General features: G+C 71.5%; 25 protein-coding genes. 13 read left to right on the top strand and 12 right to left on the bottom strand.

What is annotated here, in order from left to right:
- Positions 1-111 precede the first annotated feature (111 nt).
- A complete protein-coding gene (locus ABTZ89_RS11905) occupies positions 112-738 on the bottom strand; it encodes an LppU/SCO3897 family protein (RefSeq protein ID WP_351043285.1) in 627 nt (208 codons plus the stop codon).
- 248 nt (positions 739-986) lie between these two features.
- Entirely contained in the window at positions 987-1,718 is a 732-nt protein-coding gene (locus ABTZ89_RS11900) for a hypothetical protein (RefSeq protein WP_351043282.1), read from the bottom strand.
- A gap of 152 nt (positions 1,719-1,870) precedes the next feature.
- On the opposite strand from ABTZ89_RS11900, the gene ABTZ89_RS11895 reads away from it, so the two are divergent.
- The 8 genes from ABTZ89_RS11895 to ABTZ89_RS11860 all read left to right on the top strand — a co-directional run bounded on the left by ABTZ89_RS11895 (position 1,871) and on the right by ABTZ89_RS11860 (position 10,068).
- The gene (locus tag ABTZ89_RS11895) at positions 1,871-3,229 is read left to right on the top strand and encodes a ferredoxin reductase family protein (RefSeq protein WP_351043279.1); all 1,359 of its coding nucleotides are present in this window, start codon (positions 1,871-1,873) and stop codon (positions 3,227-3,229) included.
- Between the two features lie 11 nt (positions 3,230-3,240).
- On the top strand, positions 3,241-3,657 hold the full coding sequence (locus ABTZ89_RS11890; protein WP_270952829.1) for an FMN-binding protein: 417 nt from the start codon (positions 3,241-3,243) through the stop codon (positions 3,655-3,657).
- 2 nt (positions 3,658-3,659) lie between these two features.
- Positions 3,660-4,430 (top strand): FAD:protein FMN transferase, encoded by a 771-nt coding sequence (locus tag ABTZ89_RS11885; protein ID WP_351043275.1) that lies wholly within the window; start codon positions 3,660-3,662, stop codon positions 4,428-4,430.
- An 11-nt stretch (positions 4,431-4,441) separates the two neighbouring features.
- Positions 4,442-5,122: a response regulator transcription factor gene (locus ABTZ89_RS11880; protein ID WP_270952833.1), complete on the top strand. Its 681-nt coding sequence runs from the start codon at positions 4,442-4,444 to the stop codon at positions 5,120-5,122.
- Positions 5,119-6,333, top strand: coding sequence for a sensor histidine kinase (locus tag ABTZ89_RS11875; protein WP_351043270.1), 1,215 nt, complete (start codon positions 5,119-5,121; stop codon positions 6,331-6,333). The genes ABTZ89_RS11880 and ABTZ89_RS11875 overlap by 4 nt, the downstream gene beginning before the upstream one ends.
- A 180-nt stretch (positions 6,334-6,513) precedes the next feature.
- Positions 6,514-8,175: a DNA repair helicase XPB gene (locus ABTZ89_RS11870; protein WP_270952835.1), complete on the top strand. Its 1,662-nt coding sequence runs from the start codon at positions 6,514-6,516 to the stop codon at positions 8,173-8,175.
- 269 nt (positions 8,176-8,444) lie between these two features.
- Positions 8,445-9,038, top strand: coding sequence for a suppressor of fused domain protein (locus ABTZ89_RS11865; RefSeq protein ID WP_270952836.1), 594 nt, complete (start codon positions 8,445-8,447; stop codon positions 9,036-9,038).
- Positions 9,039-9,081: 43 nt separating this feature from the next.
- Complete coding sequence (locus ABTZ89_RS11860) at positions 9,082-10,068, top strand: o-succinylbenzoate synthase (RefSeq protein ID WP_270952837.1); 987 nt, start codon at positions 9,082-9,084, stop codon at positions 10,066-10,068.
- Between the two features lie 108 nt (positions 10,069-10,176).
- Here ABTZ89_RS11860 and ABTZ89_RS11855 read toward each other — a convergent pair whose 3' ends face one another.
- The 8 genes from ABTZ89_RS11855 to ABTZ89_RS11820 all read right to left on the bottom strand — a co-directional run bounded on the left by ABTZ89_RS11855 (position 10,177) and on the right by ABTZ89_RS11820 (position 19,459).
- A complete protein-coding gene (locus tag ABTZ89_RS11855; RefSeq protein ID WP_351043266.1) occupies positions 10,177-10,959 on the bottom strand; it encodes an SRPBCC family protein in 783 nt (260 codons plus the stop codon).
- Positions 10,960-11,296: 337 nt separating this feature from the next.
- On the bottom strand, positions 11,297-12,151 hold the full coding sequence (locus ABTZ89_RS11850; protein WP_270952839.1) for an FAD binding domain-containing protein: 855 nt from the start codon (positions 12,149-12,151) through the stop codon (positions 11,297-11,299).
- Positions 12,148-14,580: a xanthine dehydrogenase family protein molybdopterin-binding subunit gene (locus tag ABTZ89_RS11845; RefSeq protein ID WP_270952840.1), complete on the bottom strand. Its 2,433-nt coding sequence runs from the start codon at positions 14,578-14,580 to the stop codon at positions 12,148-12,150. The genes ABTZ89_RS11850 and ABTZ89_RS11845 overlap by 4 nt, the downstream gene beginning before the upstream one ends.
- Positions 14,577-15,143 carry a (2Fe-2S)-binding protein gene (locus ABTZ89_RS11840; protein WP_270952841.1) on the bottom strand — a complete coding sequence of 189 codons (567 nt, stop codon included), beginning with the start codon at positions 15,141-15,143 and terminating at the stop codon, positions 14,577-14,579. Before ABTZ89_RS11840 ends, ABTZ89_RS11845 begins: the two co-directional genes overlap by 4 nt.
- A gap of 389 nt (positions 15,144-15,532) precedes the next feature.
- Positions 15,533-16,651 (bottom strand): XdhC family protein, encoded by a 1,119-nt coding sequence (locus ABTZ89_RS11835; RefSeq protein ID WP_270952842.1) that lies wholly within the window; start codon positions 16,649-16,651, stop codon positions 15,533-15,535.
- Between the two features lie 139 nt (positions 16,652-16,790).
- Positions 16,791-17,921, bottom strand: coding sequence for a vWA domain-containing protein (locus ABTZ89_RS11830; protein WP_351043260.1), 1,131 nt, complete (start codon positions 17,919-17,921; stop codon positions 16,791-16,793).
- Positions 17,922-17,942: 21 nt separating this feature from the next.
- Positions 17,943-18,836: an AAA family ATPase gene (locus ABTZ89_RS11825; protein WP_270952844.1), complete on the bottom strand. Its 894-nt coding sequence runs from the start codon at positions 18,834-18,836 to the stop codon at positions 17,943-17,945.
- A gap of 44 nt (positions 18,837-18,880) precedes the next feature.
- On the bottom strand, positions 18,881-19,459 hold the full coding sequence (locus ABTZ89_RS11820; protein ID WP_351043257.1) for a TetR/AcrR family transcriptional regulator: 579 nt from the start codon (positions 19,457-19,459) through the stop codon (positions 18,881-18,883).
- A 59-nt stretch (positions 19,460-19,518) separates the two neighbouring features.
- On the opposite strand from ABTZ89_RS11820, the gene ABTZ89_RS11815 reads away from it, so the two are divergent.
- From ABTZ89_RS11815 to ABTZ89_RS11805, 3 genes are all read left to right on the top strand, one after another.
- Entirely contained in the window at positions 19,519-20,022 is a 504-nt protein-coding gene (locus ABTZ89_RS11815; protein ID WP_351043254.1) for an SRPBCC family protein, read from the top strand.
- A 29-nt stretch (positions 20,023-20,051) separates the two neighbouring features.
- Positions 20,052-20,609, top strand: coding sequence for a suppressor of fused domain protein (locus ABTZ89_RS11810; RefSeq protein WP_351043251.1), 558 nt, complete (start codon positions 20,052-20,054; stop codon positions 20,607-20,609).
- Positions 20,610-20,693: 84 nt separating this feature from the next.
- Complete coding sequence (locus ABTZ89_RS11805; RefSeq protein WP_270952848.1) at positions 20,694-20,927, top strand: PspC domain-containing protein; 234 nt, start codon at positions 20,694-20,696, stop codon at positions 20,925-20,927.
- Here the strand turns inward: ABTZ89_RS11805 and ABTZ89_RS11800 are convergent, their stop codons facing one another.
- Positions 20,928-22,937: a glycoside hydrolase family 84 protein gene (locus ABTZ89_RS11800; RefSeq protein ID WP_351043248.1), complete on the bottom strand. Its 2,010-nt coding sequence runs from the start codon at positions 22,935-22,937 to the stop codon at positions 20,928-20,930.
- Positions 22,938-23,105: 168 nt separating this feature from the next.
- Positions 23,106-24,263: a MalY/PatB family protein gene (locus ABTZ89_RS11795; RefSeq protein ID WP_351043245.1), complete on the bottom strand. Its 1,158-nt coding sequence runs from the start codon at positions 24,261-24,263 to the stop codon at positions 23,106-23,108.
- Between the two features lie 167 nt (positions 24,264-24,430).
- Between ABTZ89_RS11795 and ABTZ89_RS11790 the strand changes: the two genes are divergently transcribed.
- Positions 24,431-26,692, top strand: a complete 2,262-nt coding sequence (locus ABTZ89_RS11790; protein ID WP_351043242.1) for an ATP-binding protein — start codon at positions 24,431-24,433, stop codon at positions 26,690-26,692.
- On the top strand, positions 26,689-26,895 hold a 207-nt coding region (locus tag ABTZ89_RS11785; RefSeq protein WP_351043239.1), incomplete at its 3' end, for a histidine kinase dimerization/phosphoacceptor domain-containing protein. The genes ABTZ89_RS11790 and ABTZ89_RS11785, both read left to right, overlap by 4 nt.

Genomic DNA, 26,895 nt, shown 5'->3' with positions numbered 1-26,895 from the left:
CCCACCCCCTCTTTCTCCCCCACCCGCCCCTTTTTCTTCCGGGGGGGCGGGGGGGGGGTGCCCCCAGCGTCGGGGGGGGGTGGCGATTTCGCGAAATCGCCACCCCGCCGATCAGACCGACTTCCAGCAGATGGTGAGCGGTGGCTTGTTCCAGGCCTGGTACTGGTCGGCCTCGTCGGTGCACGCCGGATCGCCGCGGCTGTCGTTGACCACGGTGGTGACCTCCAGCGAGGCATCCGGGGCGGAGCACGAGATCTTGACGGCGATGCCGGTGATCGGGTCGTCCGTGCAGTCCCCGACCTTGAGGTCCGGCACCATGCACAGCGCGTAGTCGCCGCGCTTCTCGACCGACGCGTACTCCTCGCCGCAGTTCGCCCGCCCGTCGTGCTGCTCGGCGACCTTGTAGTCGGACTCCTGCGAGCCGCAGGGGGCCGACTCCCACTGCGGGCGGACCGTGCTGGCGTTGGTGACGTTCACGCACTCGCCCTCGGCGATCCCGCCGCCGTCCATGCTGCGCACGATCAGCCCGACGACGAGCAGGACGATGCCGAGGACCACGGTGCCGACCAGCTTCAGCACCTTCAGGGTGCTGGCGCTCGACTTCTGCGGCGGAGGCATCGGCGGCGGGCCGAAACCGCCCTGCAGAGGCGGGCCGCCCGGGTAACCGCCTTGCGGCGGCATCTGCTGCACCGGCTGCTGCGGTGCCCATCCCTGCTGGGGCATCGGCTGCTGCGGCATCGGGGGCGGACCACCGGGAACTTGCTGCGGCGGACCCCACTGGGGTTGCTGCGGGTAGTGGCCGAATTGCGGAGGCTGCGTCACGAAATCCCCAGTCGATCGGGCTGAAAACGGCGTGAATCTAACCAATCCACCGACCCGGCGTGATCGTTTTGACCGCACTGCAACCCAAGTCACGCGGGCCGGAGACGCAGAAGTGCCCGGCGAGATCGAACCCGCCGGGCACTCCGACCGCGAAAGACGGGCGCTCAGGCGCCCTTGACGTCGTTGAAGCAGAACATCTTGTCCGCGAAGTTGTAGTAGCCGTCGCCCGGGCCGCAGACCACGGCCGGGTCGCCGCGGGGCGCGACCTTGGTGATCTGGTCCTGGGCCTCGGAGCAGTCCAGCTTCAGCGGGATCCGGTCCTCCGCCGCGTCGTAGGGCGTGACGCAGTCGCCCTCCACGACGTCGAGGACGATGCAGTAGGTCGTGCCGTCGATGACGTTGCTGTAGTCGTCACCGCACACGTCGCGGTTGGTGCCGTTGGAGACCTTCACGACCTCGTAGTCGGAGTCGGGGGTTCCGCAGGTCTCCGAGGTCATCTCGCCGCCGCTCTGGTCGAGCAGCCCGATGCAGTCGCCCACCGTGATCGGGGCGTTGCCGGCCTCCGACGTCGTCTCCGAGGTCCGGCTCGTGTCGACGGTGCCGCCCGGCTTCGGATTCGCCTCGGGCTTCTTGTTGCCCGCGTTGATGCTCAGCACGACCACGAGGACGATCACCGCGACCACCGCGACCCCGGCGCCGACCAGGCCGAGGACCAGCCCGGTGCGCTTCTTCTGCGGCGGCATCGGCGGCTGGGGCTGGCTACCGGCGACCTGCCGCCAGAAGTCGTCCGAGCCGCCCTGCTGCGGATAGCCGCCGGTCGGGTACTGCCCGCTGGGGTACTGCCCCGAGTACGGCCCCGACTGCGAGCCGTAGGGGTCTTGCGGTGGGTAGCTCACTGCTCCTCCGTATTTTCGTTCACCGCAAGAAGGCTAACCGCCCACCCCGACTCAGGTGCGAGAACGGCAGATATGCGGCGCGATCCCGCTCGCAGAGCGCGCTCCCGGCGGTTCCAAGGTTCTTCCCAGGAATGCCGTCGAGACTCGACGGCGTGCGAGCAGAACGGATCCGGAGCAGGTCCCGCGACGCCCAGTGGTGGCTCGTGGCCCTGCTGGCGCTCAACGCGATGTGGGTGCTCGACCTCTTCGTGCTCGGCGGCGAGCTGGACTCGCTCACCGGGCCGACGGCGTTCGTGCTGGCACTGGGCCGGTTGGCCGGGCTCGGCGGTGCTCTGGTGCTGGTGCTCCAGCTCGTGCTCATCGCGCGCGTGCCCTGGTTGGAGCGGCGGCTCGGCATGGACCGGCTCACGAGCTGGCACCGGTGGACCGGTACCTGGGTCCTGTGGCTGGTGCTGGCGCACGTCGTGCTGATCACCGCCGGGTACGCCGCGCAGGACAACAGCTCGGTGCTGCCGGAGTTCGGATCGCTGGTGCTCGGCGGCGGGGAGCTCACGCTCGCCGCAGCGGGCACCGCTCTGCTCGGGCTGGTGGCGGTCACCTCCGCGCGGGCCGCTCGGCGTCGGATGCGCTACGAGACCTGGCACCTCCTGCACCTCGGCGCCTACGCGGCCGTGGTGCTCGGCTTCCTGCACCAGGTGGAGCTCGGGAACGACTTCGCGAGCAGCCCGGTCGGGCGGATCTACTGGTGGACCCTCTACGGCGGGGCTCTCGGCGCGGTCCTGGCGTTCCGCTTCCTGATGCCGCTGCTGCGAGTGGTCCGGCACGACCTCCGGGTGCTGGCGGTGGTCCCGGAAGGCCCGGACGTGGTGTCGGTCCGCATCGGCGGCCGGCACCTGGACCAGCTCCCCGCTCGGGCCGGCCAGTTCTTCCTGTGGCGGTTCCTGGCCGAAGGCCTCTGGGCACAAGCACATCCGTATTCGCTGTCGGCGGCTCCCGACGGGAAAGCGCTGCGCATCACCGTGAAAGCGCTGGGCAGCGGGAGCGCCGCCCTGCGCGATCTGCGCCCTGGCACGCGGGTGCTCGCCGAGGGGCCATACGGCGCCTTCACCGCCGAGGAGCGCACCCAGCGCGGGGTCCTGCTGGTGGCAGGAGGCGTCGGAGTCACGCCGATCCGGGCGCTGCTCGAGGAGTTCTCCTGGACCGGGCAGGACGTCGTCGTGATCTACCGCGTCCGCGAGCAGCGGGAAGCCGTGCTGGTGCCCGAACTGCGCTGGCTGGCACACCGGTGCGGCGCGCAGCTGCACGTCGTCGTCGGCCCCTCCACCGCCGTGGGCCGCTACGGGCCGATCATGGGCCCGCAGCACATCGCTGCCCTGGTCCCGGGTGTCCGACAGCGCGACGTCTTCCTCTGCGGTCCGCCCGGCATGGCCGAAGCGGTCGTCGACGCGCTGCTCGCCCTCGGTGTGCCGCGCGGCCAGTGCCGCACCGAACGATTCGCCTTCGCAGCATGAGGAGTGGTGAGATGCGACGTCTCGGCGCGGTCCTGGCCCTCGCGATCGCCGGGCTGGTTCCCCTGGTCCGGTACCAACCGAGCACCGAACCGGCGCACGCTTCGCCGGGATCCGAGGTGCGCACCGCACCGCCGCCGACGAGCTCGGCGGCCGGGGGCCGCACGATCGACGGCTCGGTGGTGCGGACCGAGTACGGCCCGTACCAGGTCCGGGTGGTGTTCACCGGCAACGAGATCACCGACGCGCAGCTGATCACCGAGCCCTCCGACCGGCACAGCAGGCGGATCGCGGACAGCGCTGCCCCGGTGCTGCGGCAGGAAGCCCTGCAGGCGCAGAGCGCGAAGCTCGATGCGGTGTCCGGCGCCACCACGACCAGCGAGGCCTACGCCGAGTCCCTGCAGGCCGCGATCGACACCCGGAGCCGGTAGCGATGTCCGGCCGGATCCGGCGCGTCGAGCACATCATGGGCCTACCCATCTCGATGGACGTGCGGTCTGCCGCGCCCCCGGTGCGGGCCGCCGCGGAGCGCGCCTTCGACTGGCTGCGCGAGGTGGATCGCCGCTTCAGCCCCTTCCGGGAGGGCAGCGAGGTCCGCGGTTGGCCCGAGCGCGCCAGCCCGGAGCTCACCGAGATCATCGACCTCTGCCTGCAGTACCAGCGGAGCAGCGGCGGGGCGTTCAACGCCTGGCGACCGGGGCGCGCCTTCGACCCCTGCGGGGTGGTGAAGGGATGGGCGGTGCAGCGGGCGGGGCAGCTGTTGCGCGCTGCTGGAGCCGACAGCTTCTGCCTCAACGCGGGTGGGGACGTGCTCGCGGTCGGCGAGCCGGAGCCGGGCCGCGCGTGGCAGGTGGGAATTCGCCACCCGCAGCTCGCGGACCAGGTGTGCGCGGTGTTCGGCGTGCGCGACTGCGCGGTCGCCACCTCCGGCGCCTACGAACGCGGGGCGCACGTCGTCGACGGCCGGACCGGCCGCCCGGCACGCGGCCTGCTGGGCCTGACCGTGCTGGCCCCCGATCTCACCACCGCCGACGCGGTCTCGACGGCCGCGTTCGCGATGGGCGCCGACGGCATCGCCTGGGTGGCCGAGCAGCCCGGCTGCCTGGTGTTCGCCGTCGACGACGAGCGCGTGGTGCACCGGTCTCCGCTCCTCGGCGAGCCGGTGGTGACGCCGGAACTCCTGGCATCCGGATCGCGGCGGTAAGAATGGACGCCATGACCTGCGACTCCGCCTCCCACCCCCGGCTGCTGCTGGTCGAGGACGATGCGGAGCTGGCCGGCATGCTGACCTCGCTGCTGACCGACGAGGGGTACGCGGTCGACGTGGCGGCCGACGGCCAGCGCGGGCTGCACCTGGGGTTGACCCGGACCTACGAGGTGGTCGTGCTGGACCGCGGGCTGCCCGCGATCGACGGGCTCGACCTGCTCACCCGGCTGCGGATGCGAGGCGTGGCGACCCCGGTGCTGGTGCTGTCCGCGCTGGGCAACCCGGCGGACCGGGTGGCCGGTCTGGAGGCGGGCGCCGAGGACTACCTGCCGAAGCCCTTCGACATCGAGGAACTCCTCGCGCGCCTGCGGGCCTTGCGGCGCAGGCACCTCGACACCGCGCGAACGCTCCCCCTGCCGGGAGGCAGCCTGGACCTCGACGGTCGGCTGGCCACCGGAGCAGCGGGCGAACCGGTCCGGCTGTCGGAACGCGAATGCGCGCTGCTCGCCCTGCTCGCGACCCGCCCGCGGCAGGTGTTCAGCCGCGACGACCTGCTCCGGCTGGTGTTCGACGGCGCCGGGAGCCCCGTCGTCGTCGACACCTACGTGCACTACCTGCGTCGCAAGCTGGGCAAGCGCATCGTCGACACGGTGCGCGGCCGCGGCTACCAGCTGGGGCGCTCGGGATGACCGCCCGGCGGGAGCGCTCCCCGGAAGCTGCGCTGATCCGGAAGGCGCAACTGCGCCTCGGCCTCCAGATGGCCGGGGCGGTCGCTGCCGCAGCGCTGGTGCTCGCCGCGGTCACGCTCCTGGTCGTGGTGCACGACCAGCACCGGTCCAGGGACGAGCTGGTGGGTGCCGCGATCGCCCGCTCCGACGACGTCGGCGACCCGCCGACCGGGGTGTGGCTGGTGATCCGCTCGGGAGCGCGGGATCAGGCTTCCCCGGGGCTGCCGCCCGGATTCCCCGACGAGGAGTCCCTGCGCCGGACAGCGCAGGACGGCGCAGCGCGGTCCGCGGACGTCGTGGTCGGCGGCCGCGAGTACTACGTCCGGACCGAACCGCGCGGAACCGACGTCGTGCAAGCCGTGCTGAGCATGCGCGACTCGCACGCCGAACGCGTGCGCATCGTGCAGGCGCTGGGGATCGCCGGAGCAGCGGGACTGGTGCTGGCGGGACTCGCCGGCGCCTGGTCGGGGCGACGCGCGGTGACGCCGCTAGCGGAGGCGCTGGCGCTGCAACGCCGGTTCGTGGCCGATGCCAGCCACGAGCTGCGCACTCCGCTGACGCTGCTGAGCACCCGCGCCCAGTTGATCCGCCGCAAGCTCGACCGGTCCGCCGAACCCGATCGCATCCGCCCCGAGGTGGACGGGCTGGTCGGTGATGCCGACCGGCTCGCGACGATCCTGGAAGACCTGCTCCTCACCGCCGACCCGCGCGGTGAGATGCCCGTGCAGCCGGTCGCCCTGACCGAACTCGCCGAACGAGCGGTGGAGGCCGCCGGGCCGAGCGCCGAGCAGCGCGGCATCTCGGTGCGCCTCGACGCGACCGGCCCGGTGGAGGTCGTCGGCTTCGACGCAGGCCTGCTGCGCGCCCTCAACGCGCTGCTGGACAACGCCATCCGGCACGCGCGCAGCGAAGTGCGGGTGGTGCTCCGCACCGAGGGGCGTTCCGAGGTCATCGAGGTGGTCGACGACGGCCCGGGCATCGATCCCGCCGTCCTCCCCGCGCTCTTCGAGCGGTTCTCCTCCGCAGCCGACAGCACCGGCGACGGGCCCCGGCGCTACGGGCTCGGACTGGCGCTGGTCAGCGAGATCGCCGCGCGGCACGGCGGGACGGTGGCAGCCCGGACCAGCGACTCCGGTGGGACCGCCGTGCGGCTGGTCATCCCGGCCCGCTGAGGCGCCCTGTCGCGCTCGTCGCACCTCGTGGCGCCACGCGACCGGTTCGGACAAGTACCCTCGTCACTGTCGCGTGACGAGCGCCCCCGCGCCGTCCGGCACCGAAGCGGACGGCGACGCGTTCGGGCGAGTCACGATCACCTGCGGAGAAACCGTCCGACCTGAGGGAGCTGCGCACCCGTGACCGACGGACCCCTGATCGTCCAGTCCGACAAGACGCTGCTGCTCGAAGTCGACCACGCGCTGGCCGATGATGCGCGCACCGCCATCGCCCCGTTCGCGGAGCTGGAACGCGCCCCGGAGCACGTGCACACCTACCGCATCACCCCGCTGGCGCTGTGGAACGCGCGCGCCGCCGGGCACGACGCGGAGCAGGTGGTGGACGGGCTGGTGCGCTTCTCGCGCTACCCCGTGCCGCAGCCGCTGCTGGTCGACATCGTCGAGACGATGGGGCGCTTCGGGCGGTTGCAGCTGGTCAACGACCCCGCGCACGGGCTGGTGCTGAAGTCGTTCGACCGGGCGGTGCTCGAGGAGATCCTGCGGAACAAGAAGATCACCCCGATGCTGGGGCAGCGCATCGACGACGACACCGTCGTGGTGCACCCCAGCGAGCGCGGTCGGCTCAAGCAGATGCTGCTCAAGGTCAGCTGGCCCGCCGAGGACCTGGCCGGTTACGTCGACGGCGAGGCGCACCCGATCAACCTGGAGCAGGTCGGCTGGAAGCTGCGCGACTACCAGGCGCAGGCGGTGCAGTCGTTCTGGGCCGGCGGGTCCGGCGTCGTGGTGCTGCCCTGCGGCGCGGGCAAGACGATGGTCGGCGCGGCCGCCATGGCCGAGGCGCAGGCGACCACGTTGATCCTGGTCACCAACACCGTCGCGGGTCGGCAGTGGAAGCGGGAGCTGATCGAGCGGACCTCGCTGACCGAGGACGAGATCGGCGAGTACTCCGGCGAGAAGAAGGAGATCCGGCCGGTCACCATCGCCACCTACCAGGTGATCACCCGCCGCTCCAAGGGCGAGTACAAGCACCTGGAGCTGTTCGACTCCCGCGACTGGGGCCTGGTGGTCTACGACGAGGTGCACCTGCTGCCCGCGCCGGTGTTCCGGATGACCGCCGACCTGCAGTCCCGGCGCCGCCTCGGGCTGACCGCGACGCTGGTCCGCGAGGACGGCCGCGAAGGCGACGTGTTCTCGCTGATCGGGCCCAAGCGCTACGACGCGCCGTGGAAGGACATCGAGGCGCAGGGCTGGATCGCGCCGGCCGACTGCGTCGAGGTCCGCGTGACGCTGACCGACAACGAGCGCCTGGAGTACGCCACCGCGGAGGCCGAGGAGCGCTACAAGCTGTGCTCCACGGCGCGCACCAAGGCCCCGGTGGTCAAGGCGATCCTGGACCAGCACCCCGGCGAACCGGCCCTGGTCATCGGCGCCTACCTGGACCAGCTGCACGACCTCGGCGCGGCGCTGGACGCGCCGATCGTGGAGGGCTCGACGAAGAACAAGGAGCGCGAAGCGCTGTTCGACGCGTTCCGGAACGGCGAGATCAGCCGGCTGGTGGTGTCGAAGGTCGCGAACTTCTCCATCGACCTGCCGGAGGCGTCGGTGGCCGTGCAGGTGTCGGGCACCTTCGGATCCCGGCAGGAGGAGGCGCAGCGGCTCGGTCGGCTGCTGCGGCCGAAGGCCGACGGCAAGCAGGCGCACTTCTACTCGGTTGTCTCGCGGGACACGCTGGACACCGACTACGCGGCTCACCGGCAGCGGTTCCTCGCCGAGCAGGGCTACGCCTACCGGATCGTGGACGCCGACGACCTGCTCGGTCCCGCAATTCCGGACGTCGGGTGACAACAATTTCCAGACACACCCGGTCAGCTGTCACCCAAATGTGTCCACGATGGGGCTGGTAGCCGATACGGTTGCGGTGGACGCACGCGAGCTGACCAGGCACGTCCGTCCGGATGCGGCATTCGGGGGCCGGACCGGCGGTCAGTGGGATCGCAGTTTCAATTGAAACTGCGATTCGACCACCGCAACGGGTGACCGCTGATCGGGCCCGGGCGCACGAGAGGAAGACGGGTGCGAGCGAGCACCGCAAGCAGGACACTGGAGATCGGATGACCACCGAGCAGGAACGCACCGCGCTGGGCGGGGCGCACCGGTTCATCGGACTCGCGGAGAACCTCGAACGCCACGCCGGGACCCCCACCGCGGCCGAACCCCCGAACGTCCAAGGCCGGAACCGCGGTTACGGACTGGTCTTCTTCCAACTCGAGCAGTACCACCTGACCACCGTGATCAGCAGCGGGCTGCGCTTCCAGCCGCTCGGCGCCGAACCGGCCCAGGAACTGGCCTGCACGGTCTACAAGGAGCAGGCCGAAGCGGCGAAGCACCTGGTCGACCTCACCGCCGAGGTGCTGGTGCAGCAGCGCACCTACCTGGTGCCCGACCAGATCGTGCCGAACGAGGAACCGCTGCTGCCGGGCACCGAGTTCCACGGCGTGCTGGCCAGCGGCCACCCGATGTTCCCGCCGGAGTTCACCAGGTTCACCGACCCGGACGGCATCGAGCAGCTCCAGGTCTTCACGCTGCTCCCGGTGACCCTCGGCGAGCTGAACTACATCCTCGACAACGGGGTGACGGCCCTGCGCCAGCAGTGGGCCCGCTTCGAAGTCGACGTCTTCGACCTCGGCCGCCCCAGCGTCGCCTGAGCCTTGGCGCGCCGCGGCGGCGGGCTGCTGAAAGGATCGGGGCATGGATCCTGCGACGATCGAGCTGGCGGAACTGGATGCGGTGCGGGTTTACGCGTTGCCGATGCGCAACAAGTTCCGCGGGGTCACGGTCCGGCGCGGGGTTCTGCTCAGCGGCCCTGCCGGGTGGGGCGAGTTCTGCCCGTTCGAGGACTACGACGACGCCCAGGCGGTGCCGTGGCTGAAGGCCGCCCTGGAGGCGTGCAGCGAGCCCTGGCCCGAGCCGGTGCGCACGAGCATTCCGGTGAACTGCACCGTTCCGGCGGTAGGCGCGGACAAGGCGTACGCGATCGTCGCGGCGTCCGGGTGCCGCACGGCGAAGGTCAAGGTCGCCGAGCCCGGGCAGGATCCCGGCGAGGACGTCGAGCGGGTTGCCGCCGTGCGCGACGCGCTGGGTCCGGGCGGCGCGATCCGGGTGGACGCGAACGCGGCTTGGGACGTCGACGCGGCGGTCCCCCGGATCCGCGAGCTGGACCGGGCCGCCGGGGGTTTGGAGTACGCCGAGCAGCCTTGCCCGTCGGTGGAGGAACTCGCCGCGGTCCGGCGCCAGGTCGACGTGCGCATCGCGGCTGACGAGAGCATCCGCCGGGCGGAGGATCCGCTGCGGGTCGCGGTGGCCGGGGCCGCGGACGTGGCGATCATCAAGGCGACGCCGTTGGGCGGGGTGCGCCAAGCGCTGCGCGTGGCCGAGGCGTGCGGGCTTCCGTGCGTGGTGTCCTCGGCGGTGGAGACGAGCATCGGACTCGCCGCGCAGTTGGCCCTGGCCGGGGCGCTGCCGGAACTCCCGTTCGCCTGCGGGCTGGGCACGATGGCGCTGCTCGACGGCGATGTCGTCGCCGACTCCCTGCTCCCGGTGGACGGGCACCTCCCGGTGCTCCGCCGCCCGCCGGAACCGGACCCGGCCCTGGTCGCAGCGGCGACCCCCACGGCCGACGTCCAGCACTACTGGCTCGAACGCCTCGCCCGCGTCAACGCCCTCACCCGCGCCTGAACCACGTTTCCGCAGGTAGCCAAGGCCCTTCCTGGGACCGTCACCCGGGTCTGAACGACGCGGCCGGGCGAAGATCTCGCGAGATCAGCACCCGGGTGACGGTGGAGGTCAGGCGCGACGGCGACGACGACGGCGGATGAGGCGGAAGATCACGCCCAGCGCCACGACGGCGATCGCGGCCGGGGCGAGGCGCTTGAGGACCGGGGCCCCGGCCGTGCCGAGGAGGTCGATCGCCTCGTTGTCCGGCACGGCGGCCGCCTTGACGCCGGCCGCCTTCGGCGCCGGCTCCTCCGCGCCCTCGCCTGCCGGCGTGACCCGCCAGCTCGGCTTCTCCGCGCCTGCGGCGCGCGCCTCGCCGCCGGCCGCTGCCGCGGGCTTCGCCTCCGCGGGCTTCGCCGCTGCGGCTTCGCCGGCCGCTTCGGGCTTCCCGGCTGCCGCCGGTGCGCCCTCCTCGGTGAGCTGCTCCGCCAGGTTGGCCGCGAACTGGTTCAGGATCTTGCCGCCGACCTCGGAGATCAGGCCGCGGCCCAGCTGCGCGGGCTTGCCGGTGACCTTGAGGTCGGTGTCGACGGTGACCGCGGTGCTGTCGCCCTCGGACTTGAGGACCGCGGCGACGGTCGCGGCGGCGGTGCCGCTGCCGCGGGAGTCCTTGCCGCTGGCGTCGATGACCACGCGGCGGGCTTCCTCGTCGACCTCCTTGAAGGTGCCCTTCCCCTTGTAGAGCAGGGTGACCGGGCCGAGCTTGACCTTCACCGAGCCGGAGAACTCGTTGCCCTCGGCCTTGGTGAGCGTGGCGCCGGGCATGCACGGTGCGACCCGCTCCGGGTCGAGCAGCGCCTGCCAGGCCACCTCGACCGGCACCGGAACGCTGAACTGGTGCTGCATCTGCACGGGGAGTCCTCCTGGTTCGAACGAACTCGGCCCGGTGGATCGGGCCGCACTACTGCTGAGGCTGCGCCTACCAGCTTCCCAGCCCCGACGCCTGACGGATACCCCATTCGGATCATTGAGAGGCATCCGGCGCACCGCCGAACGCCGAAACAACCCCCACCACCGGCCGTCCCCAACTCCACCCGACCGGGCGACCCGGTGGACCGCAGTTTCAATTGAAACTGCGTATCCCAGGCACAACGGATCACAGTTTCAATTGAAACTGCGGAACCACGGCACCCAGGCGGGTGACGAGCTCTGGCCGCGGCTCAGGGGAGCCGCGGCCAGAGGGGGTGCGTCAGCCGCCTGCGGCGGCGAGGACCGCTCTGCCGGTGAGGACTTCCGCGAGGTGCTCGCGGTAGTCGACGTCGGCGCTGGCGTCGGCCGTCGGGCTGGTGCCCTCCGCCGCGTGGCGGGCCGCTTCGCGGATGGCTTCCGCCGTCGCGGGCCCGCCGACCAGGGCCTGTTCGACCCCGGTCGCTCGGATCGGCGTCGGGCCCATGTTGGTCAGGCCGATGCGGGCTTCGGCGATGCGGCCCTCGGCGACCCGCACCGCTGCCGCCACGCCGACGATGGACCACGCCTGCGCGACCCGGTTGAACTTCTCGTAGTGCGCGCGCCAGCCGGTCCACTTCGGCATCCGCACCTCGACCAGCAGTTCGCCGGGTTCCAGCGCGGTGGTGAAGTAGTCGACGAAGAACTCCGCCGCGGGGACGGTGCGCCGCCCGGACGGGCCGACCAGCACCATCGACGCGTCCAGCGCCAGCGCCGGGGCCGGCAGGTCACCGGCCGGGTCGGCGTGGGCGAGGGATCCGCCGAAGGTGCCGCGGTGGCGGACCTGCGGGTCGGCGACCGTGCGGGTGGCCAGCGCGATCAGCTCGGCGTGCTGCTGCACCAGCGGATCCCGCAGCACGTCGTGGTGGGTCGTCATCGCGCCGATCACCAGCGAGTCGCCGTCCTCGCGGATGCCGCGCAGCTCCTCGATGCGGTTGAGGTCGACCAGCAGTTGCGGGTCGGCCAGCCGCATCCGCAGCACCGGCAGCAGGCTCTGCCCACCGGCCAGCACCTTGGCGTCGTCGCCGAGCTCGGCGAGCGCGGTCACCGCTTCCTCCACTGTGGAGGGTGCGAGGTATTCGAACTGGGCGGGGATCACCGGGCACCTCCCTGGGGGTTCGTCGAACCGAGTCCGCCACCGGCTTCCGGTGCGGTGACACCGCTTTCGCGCGCACCGGTGATGGCGCGCCACACCCGCTGCGGCGAGCACGGCATCTCCACGTCGGAGACGCCCATCGGCCGCAGCGCGTCGACCACCGCGTTCACCACTGCGGGTGTCGAGGCGATGGTGCCCGCCTCGCCGACTCCCTTGACCCCCAACGCGTTCGACGTCGCGCGGGTTTCGGTGCGGTCGGTGGTGAACTCCGGCAGGTCGGCCGCCGACGGCACCAGGTAGTCGGCCAGCGTGCCGGTGGTGAGGGTGCCGGTCTCGTCGTACACGGCCTCCTCGAACAGCGCCTGCGCGATGCCCTGCGCCAGCCCGCCGTGCACCTGGCCTTCCACGATCAGCGGGTTGATCACGGCGCCGATGTCGTCCACGCAGACGTACTCGCGGATCTTCACCTGCCCGGTCTCGGTGTCCACCTCCGCCGCGCACAGGTGGGTTCCGTGCGGGAAGGAGAAGTTCTCCGGGTCGAAGGTGGCGTCGGCGTCGAGGTTCGGCTCCACGCCGTCGGGCAGGTCGTGCGCGGCGAACGCGGCCAGTGCGACCTCGCCGAGCGCTGTGCCGCGGTCGGTGCCGCGGACGCCGAAGCGACCGGAGGTGAACTCCACGTCGTCCTCGCTGCACTCGAGCATGTGCGCGGCGATCTTCTTGGCCTTCTCCACGACCTTGTCGGCCGCCGCCACCACCGCCATGCCGCCGACCGCCAGCGACCGGGAACCGTAGGTGTCCAGGCCCTTCGGCGAGATCTGGGTGTCGCCGTGCAGCACCTCGACGTCCTCGAACGGCACGCCCAGCCGGTCGGCCACGATCTGGCTCCACGCCGTCTCGTGCCCCTGCCCGTGCGGGGAGGTCCCGGTGACGACCTCGACCTTCCCGGTCGGCAGCACGCGGATCGAGGCGTGCTCCCAACCTCCGGCGCCGTAGGACAGCGAACCCAGCACCCGCGACGGGGCCAGCCCGCACATCTCGGTGAACGTCGAGATGCCGATGCCCAGCTGCACCGGGTCGCCGGTGCGCCGCCGCTCCTCCTGCTCCGCGCGCAGCGCCTGGTAGCCGAACAGCTCCACCGCCTTGTCGGTGGCGGCCTCGTAGTTGCCGGAGTCGTAGGTCAGCCCGGCGACCGTGTCGTACGGGAACTCCTCGTGCGCGATCCAGTTCTTGCGCCGCACCTCCATCGGATCCACGCCGAGCTCGGCGGCGAGCTCGTCCATCATCCGCTCGATGGCGAACGTCGCCTCCGGACGACCAGCACCGCGGTAGGCGTCGGTCGGCGTCTTGTTGGTGAACACGTTGGTGCAGCTGAAGTGGTAGGCGGGGATCTTGTAGATCGAGTTGAACATGAACGCGCCGAGGATCGGGATGCCCGGCGTGACCAGGCGCAGGTAGGCGCCCATGTCGGCGAGCAGCTCGACCTTCAGCCCGGTGATCCGGCCGTCGCGGGTGGCCGACATCGACAGCTTCTGGATCTGGTCGCGGCCGTGGTGCCCGGAAACCATGGTCTCGGAACGGGATTCGGTCCACTTCACCGGTTTGCCGAGCTTGCGGGCCAGCACGAAGGCGATGAACTCCTCCGGCGTCACCTGCAGCTTGCCGCCGAACCCGCCGCCCACGTCCGGGGCGATGACCCGGATCTTCTGCTCCGGCACGCCCAGCGACATGGCCAGCATCAGCCGCAGGATGTGCGGCACCTGGGTGGCCGACCACATGGTGATCTGCTCACCGGTCGGGTCGACGACCACCGAGCGCGGCTCCATGAACGCCGGGATCAGCCGCTGCTGCCGGAAGGTCCGCTCGACGCGCACCTCCGAGCTGCGCAGCGCTTCCTCGACGTCCCCACCGGTCCCGGCTTCCGCCGAGTCGAAGGTCCAGGTGGCGTTGCGGTTGGTGCCGAGGTCTTCGTGCACCAGCGGGGAATCCGCCTGCAGCGCGGCTTCCATGTCCAGCACCACCGGCAGGTCGTCGTAGTCGACGTCGATGGCGTCCAGCGCATCGCGCGCCTCGGCGGGGCTGCGGGCCGCGACGACCGCCACCGCCTCCCCGGCGAAGCGCACCTCGTCGACCGCCATCGGCGGGGCCGGCGGGGCCTTCATGTCCTCGGTGATCGGCCACGCGCACGGCAGGCTGCCCTGCTCGTCGGCGATGTCCCGGCCGGTGAACACCGCGGTCACGCCGGACATCTGCCGGGCCGCGTCGGTGTCGATCGACCTGATCCGGGCGTGCGCGACGGGGCTGCGCAGGATCGCCAGGTGCAGGGTGCCTGCGGGGTTGAGGTTGTCGGTCCAGCGGGTGCGGCCGGTGATCAGCCGCGCGTCCTCCTTGCGCTTGCGAGCGCGCCCCAGTTCGGGTTCCAGGACCGAGGTCATGACTGCCGTCCTCCCGTCACCTTCGGCTGGACGTCGGCGTCGGCGGGTGTTCGCGGCGCCGGGGTGTCCTCGGTGTGCTCGGCCTCCGGCCCGGCGCCCGGCTGCATGCGCTGCGCGGCGTCGGACACGGCGCGGACGATGTTCTGGTAGCCGGTGCAGCGGCAGAGGTTGCCCTCCATGCCCTCCCGGATCTGCTGGTCGTCGGGGTCGCGGACCTCGGCGAGCAGGTCGAGCGCCTGCATGATCATGCCCGGGGTGCAGAACCCGCACTGCAGGGCGTGGTTGTCGTGGAAGGCCTCCTGCAGCGGGTGCAGCTTGCCGTCCTGGGCGAGGCCCTCGATGGTGGTCACGTCGTGCCCATCGGCCTGCACCGCGAGGACGGAGCAGGACTTCACGCTGTGGCCGTCCAGGTGGACGGTGCACGCGCCGCAGTTGCTGGTGTCGCAACCGACGACTGTGCCCACCTTGCCTAGTCGTTCGCGGAGGTACTGGACGAGCAGCATGCGCGGCTCGACCTCGTCGGTGTACTTGGAGCCGTCGACGTTGACGGTGATGCGCGGCATTTGGGCGGCCTCCTCGGGAGGGACTGGCCCGCGGTGCGCGGACGGTCGGGAACAAGGACTACTCCGCCTGGGTGACGGGAGTCACACCGGTAGAGCCTGCTACGCCACACGGACCCGAGCAAGCGCGCAAAAGAATGGAGGTGAGATCGCAATGCGTGATCGGCACCGGCCGTTCGCGGCAACCGCGCCGGCAGCGGGATCACTGTCCGTTCCCCCGGCCTGGCGACTGGTTCCGCAGGTCATGGCCCGTGAGCACTTTCCGGTGCCATAGCACCACGAAGTACTCACGGGCACTCACCAGGCGAAACAGTTCCTCGGCAGGTCAGAGCCCGTGAGCACTTTGGGTCGTCATAGCAACCCAAAGTGCTCACGGGCTCTGATCAGGCCGATCACTCGTGGTGGTGGATGGGGCCCTCGACGTCGGTCAGGCGGACGCCCTTGCCGCCCCAGCGGAGGGCGATCAGTTCCGCCGCGATGGAGACCGCGGTCTCCTCCGGGGTGCGGGCGCCCAGGTCGAGGCCGATCGGAGAGGACAGCTTGGTCAGCTCCTCCTCGGTGAGGCCCTGCTCGCGGAGGCGCTTGAGGCGGTCGTCGTGGGTCCGGCGGGAGCCCATCGCCCCGACGTAGCCGAGGTTCAGGCGCAGCGCTGCCTCCAGCACCGGCACGTCGAACTTCGGGTCGTGGGTGAGGACCATGACCGCGGTGCGCTCGTCGACCCTGCCCGCCGCCGCCTCGGCCTCGAGGTAGCGGTGCGGCCAGTCCACGACGACGTCGTCCACGCCAGGGAACCTGCTGTGCGTCGCGAACACCGGGCGCGCGTCGCACACCGTCACGCGGTAGCCGAGGAAACCGCCCATCCGGGCCATCGCGGCGGCGAAGTCGATCGCGCCGAACACCAGCATCCGCGGCGGCGGCTCGAAGGAGTTCACGAACACCCGCAGCCCTTCGCCGCGGCGCTGGCCTTCGGGGCCGTACTCGATCACCCCGCTGCGACCGCTGGCCAGCATGCCGCGCGCGTCGTCGAGCACCGCGTCGTCGATCCGCGGCGAGCCCAGGCCGCCGCTGCTGCGCTCGCGCCAGACCAGCAGGTGCGCACCGACCTTCGCCTCGTCGGGGTGCTCCACGACGGTCACGACGGCGACCGGTTCTTCCGCGCGCACCGACGCGGCGACCTCGTCCAGCTCGGGGAAGGTCTCGCGATCGACCTTCTCCACGAAGACGTCCAAGATCCCGCCGCAGGTCAGGCCGACCGCGAAGGCGTCGTCATCGCTGACGCCGTAGCGCCGCACGACCGGCTCGGAGCCCTCCAGCACCGCCGTCGCCTCTTCGTAGACGGCACCCTCGACGCAACCGCCCGAAACGCTGCCGAACGCCTCGCCCTCGCTGGTCACCAGCATCGAAGCGCCCGGCGGCCGGGGTGCCGAGCGGAACGTCGCGACCACGGTGCCCAGCCCGATGGACTCGCCCGACTCCCACCGCTTGGTCAACTCGTCCAGCACGTCGCGCACAGCGCACCTCCGCTCTCACCGGCGCGGCCCTCGATGCCGCGTGCGTCCGCAAGTTCAATGGAAATCCCAGGTCTAAATTCCATTGAAATCGGACGTCCGATTTCAATGGAATTTGCGGCGGAGCCGCGGGGAACTGTTGCTAGGTTTGGCATTTCGTTCCTCCGGCACCTGGTTGGGACAGTCGGCGGACCCAGGACCAGACGTCCTCCAGCGACCGCAGGCTGTGCCCGGCGACCATCCGGTCCACGTGCGGCATCGCCGCGACGATCCCGGACTGGACCGGCTGGTAGCCGTCGTGGCCGGCGTGCGGGTTCGCCCAGATCACCGAGCGGGCCAAGCGCCGCAGCCGACGCATCTGGTCGGCGAGCTCGGTGGCGTCGCCGCGCTCCCAGCCGTCGGAGAACAGCACGACCACCGATCCGCGCGCGACACCCCGCTGCCCCCACCGGTCCAGGAACACCCGGAGCGTTTCGCCGAGGCGGGTCCCGCCGGAGAAGTCCGGTACCGCGTGGGAAGCGGCGAGCAGCGCGGCTTCCGGATCTCGTTGCCGCAGCTGCCTGCTCACCCGCGTCATCCTCGTGCCGAGCGTGAAGACCTCGGTGCTGGCGGGCGATCTGCGCACCACGACGTGGGCGAACCGCAGCAGCGCGTCCGCGTACGGGCTCATCGAGCCCGAGACGTCGATCAGCAGCACGACCCGCCGCGGCCTCCGGGAACGGCGCTGCCTCCGCAGCCGCACCGGCTCGCCGCCGGAACGCAGCATCTCGCGCAGCGTGGCGCGGGAGCTCAGCGAGCCGCGCTTGCTGCCGCGACGCCGGAGCGCTGGGCGCGACGGCGGTTCGGGGCGCAGCACCGCGAGCATCCGCCGCAGGTGTTCGCGCTCCGGCACGCCGAGTTCGGACAGGTCGCGTCGGCGCAGGACTTCGGCGTCGCTGGCCGCGGCCGCCAGCGGCCGGTCCGCGTCGCCGTCCTGGTCACCGGCGTCGACCGCGGTCAGCGCGGCGATCTGCGAAGGGCGCGGCAGCGGACGGCCCACCGGCTCGGTGGGCGCCTCCGCAGAACCGAACCAGGATTCGAAGGCCGCGTTGTAGCGCGGCAGGTCGTCCGGGTCGGAGCACAGCGTCAGGCGGCCCGCCCAGTAGACCGCGTCGCGGTCGAGGCCGACCTGCTCCACTGCGGCGAGGAAGGCCTGCACGCGCGTCGGTCCGCAGGCCATGCCGGAATGCCGCAGGGCACGCGCGAACCCGACCAGTCCGGTCACGGTGTGCATTCCGCCCCCTTCGGGATCCGCTCAGCGCTCGGCGGTGAGGACGCCGGAGGCGCGCACGCGCTCCGCGTCCTCGCGGTACTTGAGCACCGCGCCCAGCGTCGTCGCAGCCACCTCGGTGTCCAGTTCGTCCTGCTCCAGCGCCTGCAGGGCCTGCGCCCAGTCCAGCGCTTCGGCCACGCCCGGCGGCTTGAGCAGCTCCATCTGCCGCATCCGCTGCACGGTCGCGGCCACCTGCTCGGCCAGCCGCCGGTCGAGCCCCGGCAGCCGGCGCCGCAGGATCGCCACCTCGCGCTCCAGGCCCGGGTGCTCCAGCCAGTGGTAGAGGCAGCGGCGCTTCAACGCGTCGTGCACCTCGCGGGTCCGGTTGGACGTGAGGACGACGATCGGCGGCTGGACCGCCGACACCACTCCGAACTCCGGAATGGTGACCGCGTATTCCGACAGCACCTCGAGCAGGAAGGCCTCGAACTCGTCGTCGGCGCGGTCGATCTCGTCGACCAGCAGCACGCACGGCGACTCCTGCAGCGCCCGCAACAACGGCCTCGCGAGCAGGAACCTGCGGGTGTAGAGGGAGGATTCGGCGGCCTCCGCGTCCAGCTCTCCCCCGGCGGCGGCCTCCAGGGTGCGCAGGTGCAGCAGCTGCCGCGGGAAATCCCAGTCGTAGAGCGCCTGCGCCGCGTCGATGCCCTCGTGGCACTGCAGCCGGATCAGGTCCACCCCGAGCGCAGTGGCCAAGGCCTGCGCCAGCGCGGTCTTTCCGGTGCCCGGCTCGCCCTCGCACAGCAGCGGGCGCTGCATCCGCATCGCCAGGAACGCCGCAGTGGCGATGCCGTCGTCGGGCAGGTACCCGGTGCTGTCCAGCGCTTCGGCGACTGCGGCCGGGGACTTCAGGTCGAACGCGTCATCCACCGCCATACCGCGAGCGTATGCGAACAACCACCGCGAAGGCGATCATCCGATCATCCGGCCAGCAAGTCCTGGACCGCGTCGGTGACTGTGCCAACCTCCAAGTCCGGGATCGGCCCACCCCGTCCCAGGTGCCGCCGGACCACCGCGAGGGGCAGGTCCACCACGGCCAGGAACACCCTGGCCCGGCCGCTCTCCCCGGACCGGCCGAGCCGCTCCGCCAAACCGCCGAGGGCCTCGTCCACCTGCGCGTTCCCCTTCTCCAGGCGTTCGCGGGCTTCGGCGGGCCAGTCCGCGAAGCCGTAGGCACCGGGGCCCGCGAGCAGCACGTCGGCCTCGGCCGGGTGCTCGCGGCACCACTCGAGGACGTGGCGCGCCGCGGCGACCGCTGCTTCCCGGGGCGGCGCTTGGACAGCGACGAGGAAGCCGTCCTGGAACCGGGCGACGGTGCGCAGCCACAGCTCGGACAGCAGCGCAGCCCGATCCGGGAACCGGTGGTAGACCGAGCCGCTCGGGGCGCCCGCGGCTCGCGCGACCGCCGCCATCGTCACGCCGCGCGGCCCGGATTCCGCGGCCAGCTCGACGGCAGCGTCCAGGAGTCGATCGGCGTCGTGCCGTGGAGGCCTTCCCATGTATTGGAGGATAGGCTCCAATACTGTTTTAGAGAGAACTATCTAAAATGGGAGGTCCGATGGCCGTCCGGAACGTGCACGTGCGATGCCTGCCGGTGGACGAGGACTCCGCCGGAGCACTGATCGACTCGCTGGCGAGCCCGCGGGACCAGTTGTGGCCGGACCGCGCGTGGCCACCGATGCGGTTCGACCGCCCGCTGGGAGTCGGTGCCCGAGGAGGGCACGGGCCGGTGCGCTACCGGATCACCGGGTACGCCCCCGGGCACTGGATCCGGTTCCACTTCACCGCCCCACGCGGCTTCGACGGATTCCACGAGTTCGCGGTGCAACGCGAAGACGACCGCACCTCGCTGCACCACCTGCTATCCATCCACCTCCGCGGGCCAGCCCTGATCACCTGGCCGCTGGTGTGGCGCCCGCTGCACGACGCGCTGCTCGAGGACTGCCTCGACAAGGCCGAGCGGTCCACCACGGGCGCAGTCCGGGAACCGGCCCGCTGGTCCTGGTGGGTGCGCCTGCTGCGGACGCTGGCGTCGGCGCGGACCCGGTCGGGGCGCGGATAGGATCTCGGCGGCTTCGGAAAGGGGGCGCTTTGAGTCGGTTCAGCGGGTTCCCCGCGCACATCGAGAAGCACGTCGGGCGGGTTCGCGGTGCCCACAGCCGGATGGCCGGTGGGCGCGACCGGGGCTACGACCTGGTCTACTGCGACCACCCGGACGGCGCGCACGTCACCGTGCTGACCAGCGGTTTGCGCGATCGCACCGCCGGTGCGCCGCTGCCGCAGGAACTGGTGTGCACGCTGCAGGCCGATCAAGAACTGCACGCCCGGCACCTGGCCGGAGTGATCGCCGAACTGCTGACCGAGTCGAACAGCCGCGTCGGGTACGGCGCGCTGATCATGAACGACCGGGTCCTGCTGCCGGAGTCCGAGATCGCCGGAGCCCTCGCCGCACCGCACCCCTACCTCGGCGACGAGTTCGACGTCCTGCTCGACGACTCCGGGCAACCTGTCCTGCAGCTCATCACCCTCGTCCCGATCACCCGGGGCGAAGCCCAGCTGGTCGCCCGCTACGGCCGCGACGCCCTGTACGACCGCTGGGAGCAGACCGGCGCGAACCTGCTCGACATCCACCGCCCCTGCACCGCCTGATCCCAGGGTCGTCAGGGCTGGATCAGGGGTTGCTCGGGGTTGTTCCCGGACGTGGTGGGGGCGTTCTCCGCGCAGGATCTAGGCATGGCTGAAGAGATCCCCAGCATCACCACCGCGAACACCGACACCTCGAGCAAGAAGTTCCGGCGCAGCCGCGACGAGCGGATGATCGCCGGGCTGTGCGGCGGGGCCGGCAAGGCCCTCGGCGTGGACCCCGTCCTGGTCCGGGTGGGGCTCATCGCCGCGACGCTGTTCGGCTTCGGCGCAGGCACCCTCCTCTACCTGGTCTGCTGGCTGGTCGTTCCCGAGGAGGAGTGATCAGCGCAGGCCGGGCGCCTGTTCGACGAAGGTGTCCAGCACGCCGTCGCCCACGTGGACCGGCCCCTGGGGGCGGACCTTGCCGGGCACGGTCCGGATCTGCCCGGCGCGCGAGGCGAGCTGCTGCGCCTCGGCGAAGTGCCCGGACGCCGCCGCCTCGTCGCCGTTCACCCGCGCCTGCAGCCCGTCGAGCGAGGCCACCATCGCCTGTCCCCAGAGCCCGGTGGCGTTCAGCCAGGGTTCGACGTCCGAGACGAAGTCCTTCGGCGCTCCCCGCTCGATGCGGCCGGGCGCGTCGGCGATCGCCTGCGCGTACTCGCGCAGCTCCCGCACCGCCTTCGCGCGGTCGCCGCTGCCCCACACCGCCTGGAACTGCTCGATGCGGCGGGACAGCTCCGGCGCCTGCGGCAGCCACGCGCGCCCGCTGGGCAGCGGACCCATGTGCTCCAGGTCGAAGAACACCAGCAGCGCACCGGCGGTCGCCGGATCGGCTGCCAGGCCCGGGTTCTCACCCGCGGCGCGCTGGCCCGCCAGGTAGTCGGCCGCTGCCTTCCAGGCCCGCTGCGCGTTGAAATCCTTGTCGTTCCAGTAGAAGTCGGCCGCCCCGAACTCCACGACCTTGCTCGCCGCCGCCAGGTTCATCGGGTTCACCACGCCACCGGTGAGCTGCTGGTTCAGCCCCGGCTCGCGCTTCTCGTAGGTGCCGAGCAGCACTCGGCCGACCGAGCCGTCGAAGTCGTTGACCGGGTAGTTGTCCCACAGGAAGAGCTTGCGGCCCCAGACCTTCTCGGCCTGCTTGGCGTCGGAAACCGTGATCTGGCGCGGAATCACGCCATCCCCGGTCCACATCGTCAGCACCCGCGGGTCCAGCGTCTCGCGGATCGCCGTCTTGTACGGCGAATCCTCCACGTCGGAGTACTCGGTCGGCACGAACTGCAGCGGCGTCACCCCGGGGTGGGTGTCGACGAACTCGTGCTGCACGCGGTTGAGCAGATCCGCCTGCGCCTGACCGGCCGCGCCCTGCGACGGGCTGCCGTACTTGGCCTTGTCGCCGTCGCAGTTCCACCGCGTGTAGGTGATGTCGTCCAGCGGCACGGAGAAGTCCCGCACGCCCGCGTCGTAGACGGCCTGCAGCTTGGCCACCAGCGCGCGGAAGTCCGATTCGTCGGTGTAGCAGATCGAAACGCCGGGCGAGAGCGCGAAGGTGAACTTCACGTGGTGCGCGGCGGCCTGCCCGATCAGCTGCTGCACCGAGGCGAACTCGTCCGCCGGGTACGGCTCGCGCCACTTCTCCCGGTGGTACGGGTCGTCCTTGGGCGCGTAGATGTAGGTGTTGAACTTGACGTCGCCGTAGAAGGCCAGCTGGTCCATGCGCTGCTGGTGCGTCCACGGTGGACCGTAGAAGCCCTCGATGCTGCCGCGCACCGGCATGTCCGGGTGGTCGGAGATCGCGACACCGGCGAGGCGACCTGGCGAGGCGAGCTGGCGCAGCGTCTGCACGCCGTAGTACGCGCCCGCCGCATCGGAAGCGCCGATGACCATCGCGGGATCCGTGCCGCCGCGACCGGCCAGCACGTACCCCTCGGCCGGCACCTTCTCCGGAGCGACGAAGTCCAGGGCGCGCAGGCCCTCCGACACAGCCTGCGAATTCCGGCCGCCGATCTGGATGCGCAGCGCAGCGTCGCTCGCGGGCTCCTGCCCCGGCTCGCGCACCACGACCTCGCTCGCCCCTGCCATCTTCAGCACCTGGGTGGCCAGGTCCCTGGTGGGCTTGTCGACCAGCTCGTCGACCACCAGCTCGACCTTGTCCCGCACGGCGATGTCGTCGCCGATCCGCCGGATCTCCTTCGGCTGCGGGGTCACCTGCGGCACCCCGGTCCCGGGCAGCGACTCCGCGGTCGTCGGCGCGCCCTGCTGCGGTGGCTGCGGGGCGTTGGTGCAACCCGCCAGCACGGCGCACATCAGCGTTGCGACCGCGATGGAACGCGACCGGGCATTTCGACCGAACATGACCCCTACCTCGCCTGGACTCCGAACGGAATCAAGGAGATCACATCGCGGTCTCGATCGCTGGCAGGGTGCGCACCGACCCGGCGAGAAGCCCCTAAGGTGCGCGCCTGACCCGGCGCTTCCCGTTGTTTCCCAACACGCCCCGGTGTGTCGGGACCCCTCACGGCATCAGCCCCGCACCGCCTCGGCCAGCCCCGTGATGATCTGCTCCAGGACGGGTCGCGGCGTGGCGAAATTCAGCCGCGCGTGACCGCGTCCCTCCACGCCGCACGCCGGTCCATCGGTGAGCGCGACCCGCGCCTTCGCCAGGAAGAACTCGGCGGGGTGGTCACCGAGGTCGAGCGCTCGGAAGTCCAGCCAGCCCAGGTAGGTGCCCTCCGGCACGACGTAGCCGACCTCGGGCAGGTGTTCGGCGAGCAGCTCCGCCACCGCGCGCCTGTTGCCGTCCAGGTAGTCGATCACCTCGGCCAGCCATGGCTCGCCTTCGGTGTAGGCGGCGGTCGTGGCGAGCACGCCGTGCATTCCCGCTCCGTGCACCGCGAGCGCGCCCGCTGCGGCCAAGGTCGCGGCGTCGGCGTCGTTGCTCACGATGAACTGGGCGCACTTCAACCCCGGCACGTTCCACGCCTTGGTCGCCGCAGTGGCCGTCACCGCGTGCCCGGCCGCGGTTTCCGACAGCGACGCGTAAGGAACGTGCTGGTGCCCGGGGTAGACCAGCGGGGCGTGGATCTCGTCGGCGAACACCCGCCCGCCGTGCCGGTCCACCACCTCGCAGACCGCGGCCAGCTCGTCCGGCGTGAACACCCGGCCGAGCGGGTTGTGCGGGTTGCACAGCACCAAGAGGTGGCCGCCGGCCCGGAACGCCGCGTCCAACGCGTCCAGGTCGAGGACGAACCGCGCGCCGTCGCGGACCATCGGCACCGTGATGACCTCGCGGCCGAGCTCGCCGGGCACTTCCAGGAACGGCATGTAGCCGGGCGTCGGCATGATCACCGCGCTGCCGGGCCGGGAGAAGTGGTCCACCGCGATGCCCAAGGCCCGGTGCACGTCGGGAATCGCCGTGATCCACCCGGGATCCACGCGCCAGCCGTGCCGCCGCGCCTGCCAGTCGGCGCAGGCCCGCGTCATCTCGTCGATCAGGTGCGGCGGCGTGTAGCCGAAGTTCATCGCCTCCACCGCGGAGCGCACCGCCCGCATCACCGGCGGCGCGGTCGGGAAGTCCATCTCCGCGACGAAGGCGCCGAGCGCGTCCGGGTGCAACGTCCACTTCAAGCCACCGCGAGCGCGCAGCTCGTCAACGGTGATGTCGTCGAAAGCGTGCCCCATCCTGCCCCTCCCGGAGACCGAACCGCTTCCGCCGATCATCGCCGCCCGGTCGGCTCCGCAACACCGCCGGAGTCGTGGTTTCCCCGGCCCCGCCGCTCACGAGCCCTGGTCGGCACCTGCTCGCGATTACCATCGACGCGGCCGAATTCGGGGGTCTAGGGGGACGAATGGCGCTGCCGATCAACATCAACGCGTTCATCGGGCGGGACGCCGAGTTCGCGCAGCTGCGCGACCTGCTGACCAGGAAGCGCCTGGTCACCTTGACCGGGCCGGGTGGGGTCGGCAAGACCCGCCTGGCGCTGGAGATCGCGCACGCCGCCCACGCGGACGGTGCCTGGCGCGACGGCGTCGTGTGGATGGACCTCCGGCCGTTCGGCGAGGACCACCAGCTGCCCCGGCGCTTGGCCGCCGCGCTCGGCAGCACGCACGTCGCCACCCGGGAGCCGATGCAGGTCCTGATGGACGAGGTGGCGGGCAAGGACCTGCTGATCGTGCTCGACAACTGCGAGCACCTCCTCAACGCGGTCCGGGATCTGCTCCGAACGCTGCTCACCGAGCCCGGGGTCACCGTGCTGGCCACCTCCCGCCACGGCCTGGCGCTGGGCGGCGAGCACCTCAACCCGCTCACCCCGCTGGCCGCGGGCGCCGCGAAGGAGCTGTTCGAGGACCGGCTGCTCGACGCGCGCGGCGACTTCCCCGTCGCCGAGCACGAAGCGGAGATCACCCGCCTGTGCCGGGCGGGCGACAACCTCCCCCTCGCGATCGAGATCCTCGCGGTCGCCTCCTCGAACCTGTCCCCCAGCGACGTCGAGCGCCGGTTGGCCACGCTCCTGCACGCCGACCGCCCCACCGATCGCCAGCAGCAGGACACCGACGCCGACCGGTCGCACCGGTCGTTCCACCAGGTCATGGAGCTGTCCTGGGATCTGTGCACGCCGCAGGAGCGGACGTTGTGGCAGCGCCTCAGCGTGTTCGCGGGCGGCTTCACGCTGGAGGCCGCGGAAGCGGTGTGCGGGTTCGACGACCTGCCCGAATCCGCCGTCGCGCGCGTTCTCGGCGCCCTGAAGTGGCAGTCCATCGTGACGGTGGAAGCGCCCCGCGACGGGCACTCCCGATACCGGTTGCTGGAACCCATCCGCCAGCACGGCGATGCGCGCGCCGCGCAGGCCGGCGAAGCCGAGGAAGTCCGGCAGCGCCACTACGACTGGCTCCTGCGCACCTACCGCGAGGCCGCGCAGCAGTGGTTGGGCCCGGACGAGGCGCACTGGCTCACGCTCTGCCGCGACCTGCAGGACGACGCGCACAGCGCGATCGCCTGGTGCGCGCGGCGCGGCCGGAGCGCTGCCGGGATCGAGCTGCTGCTGCACATCGTCCGCACGCGCGTGCCGTTCCTGTCCGGCAGGCAGCCGGAAGCCCAGGAGCACTTCGAGCGGCTGCTGACCACCTACACCGAGCGGGACGAGCTGCGGGCCATGGCGTTGGCGGCGGTGTCCGTCCTCGCTGTCTGCCGCGGCGACAAGGACACCGCCGACGAGTTCCTGTCCGAAGCGCAAGCACTCACCGACGAGCTCGGCGCGGCCCTGCCCCAGCCAGTTCTCGCCGAAGCGATCGCGATCTCGCTGGGGCACCGCGATTCCGTCGATCCCGCCGAGAGCATGGCGGCGATGGAGGAGCTGTGCAGCAGCCCGGTTTTCGCGCAGCCCGAGTTCCGCAGCGACATGGGGCTGCTAGCGATGTTCCGGTCCTTCGGCGCCGCGATCACCGGCGAGGAGGAGATCGCCGACGCCGTCACCGCCGAGTTCCTGGCGGACGCCCAGGCCAGCCGGGCGACCTGGCACATCACGTGGTCGCAGTGGGCGCGCGCGGCGTACTTGGTGCTGCACCGGCCCCACGACCCCGCCGCCCGGAGCGAGGCGGAATCCCTGCTGCACGCGGCGCTGCCCGTCCAGCGGGGGCTCGACGACCGGTGGGGCCCGGCCGGCTGGACCTGGGTGGCGGCGGGGCTCGCCGGCGCGATCGGCGACCACCGCCTGGTGGCCGAGCGCTCAGGTCTGCTCGACGGGATGACGCACAGCACCGGAGTCGCGATGCACGGGATGCGGGGCCTGTGGGAAACCGTGGGACACGCGCAGAACATCGCCCGCGAACAGCTGGGCGAGACCACCTTCGACGAGATCTACAACCCCGCCTACCAGCGCGGACGCGACTGCCGCCTGGCCACGGCAGAGCTGCTGTGGCCGGGTTGGGCGCAGCTGACCGACCGCGAGCGGGACCTCGTGCGGCTGGTCGCGCAGGGGCTGTCGAACGCGCAGATCGCCGCGAGGCTGGACCGCGCGGAGAACACCGTCGCCAAATCGCTGACCAAGATCTACGCCGCGGTCGGCGTCGCGGGCCGCGACGAGCTGCGGGAGTGGTACGCGCAGTTGTGACGCCCGGATCCAACCCCGATCCAACCGATCCGGCGGAAAATCCAACGCGGTCCCACTACCGCGCCAAGTGCACGACGAGAAAAGATCTTCCTGATCGCCGCAGCAAGGGGGAGCTGCACGACGTGCTCGGCCACCACATCTCGCTGATCAACGTGCAGGCCGGCGCCGCGCTGCACCGGTTGGACGCCGATCCGGAGCAGGCC

Source organism: Saccharopolyspora sp. NPDC002686, assembly GCF_040295745.1.
GTDB classification, from domain to species: Bacteria; Actinomycetota; Actinomycetes; order Mycobacteriales; family Pseudonocardiaceae; genus Saccharopolyspora; species Saccharopolyspora oryzae.
This window is presented reverse-complemented; position numbering and strand designations above follow the sequence as displayed.

Bases quoted from the DNA above. Each gene is read 5' to 3' on its own strand.
- ABTZ89_RS11905 (WP_351043285.1), bottom strand. From the start codon at position 738: ATGCCGCAGCAGCCGATGCCCCAGCAGGGATGGGCACCGCAGCAGCCG.
- ABTZ89_RS11890 (WP_270952829.1), top strand. From the start codon at position 3,241: ATGCGACGTCTCGGCGCGGTCCTGGCCCTCGCGATCGCCGGGCTGGTT.
- ABTZ89_RS11885 (WP_351043275.1), top strand. From the start codon at position 3,660: ATGTCCGGCCGGATCCGGCGCGTCGAGCACATCATGGGCCTACCCATC.
- ABTZ89_RS11880 (WP_270952833.1), top strand. From the start codon at position 4,442: ATGACCTGCGACTCCGCCTCCCACCCCCGGCTGCTGCTGGTCGAGGAC.
- ABTZ89_RS11875 (WP_351043270.1), top strand. From the start codon at position 5,119: ATGACCGCCCGGCGGGAGCGCTCCCCGGAAGCTGCGCTGATCCGGAAG.
- ABTZ89_RS11865 (WP_270952836.1), top strand. From the start codon at position 8,445: ATGACCACCGAGCAGGAACGCACCGCGCTGGGCGGGGCGCACCGGTTC.
- ABTZ89_RS11860 (WP_270952837.1), top strand. From the start codon at position 9,082: ATGGATCCTGCGACGATCGAGCTGGCGGAACTGGATGCGGTGCGGGTT.
- ABTZ89_RS11845 (WP_270952840.1), bottom strand. From the start codon at position 14,580: ATGACCTCGGTCCTGGAACCCGAACTGGGGCGCGCTCGCAAGCGCAAG.
- ABTZ89_RS11840 (WP_270952841.1), bottom strand. From the start codon at position 15,143: ATGCCGCGCATCACCGTCAACGTCGACGGCTCCAAGTACACCGACGAG.
- ABTZ89_RS11830 (WP_351043260.1), bottom strand. From the start codon at position 17,921: ATGCACACCGTGACCGGACTGGTCGGGTTCGCGCGTGCCCTGCGGCAT.
- ABTZ89_RS11825 (WP_270952844.1), bottom strand. From the start codon at position 18,836: ATGGCGGTGGATGACGCGTTCGACCTGAAGTCCCCGGCCGCAGTCGCC.
- ABTZ89_RS11820 (WP_351043257.1), bottom strand. From the start codon at position 19,459: ATGGGAAGGCCTCCACGGCACGACGCCGATCGACTCCTGGACGCTGCC.
- ABTZ89_RS11815 (WP_351043254.1), top strand. From the start codon at position 19,519: ATGGCCGTCCGGAACGTGCACGTGCGATGCCTGCCGGTGGACGAGGAC.
- ABTZ89_RS11805 (WP_270952848.1), top strand. From the start codon at position 20,694: ATGGCTGAAGAGATCCCCAGCATCACCACCGCGAACACCGACACCTCG.
- ABTZ89_RS11800 (WP_351043248.1), bottom strand. From the start codon at position 22,937: ATGTTCGGTCGAAATGCCCGGTCGCGTTCCATCGCGGTCGCAACGCTG.
- ABTZ89_RS11795 (WP_351043245.1), bottom strand. From the start codon at position 24,263: ATGGGGCACGCTTTCGACGACATCACCGTTGACGAGCTGCGCGCTCGC.
- ABTZ89_RS11790 (WP_351043242.1), top strand. From the start codon at position 24,431: ATGGCGCTGCCGATCAACATCAACGCGTTCATCGGGCGGGACGCCGAG.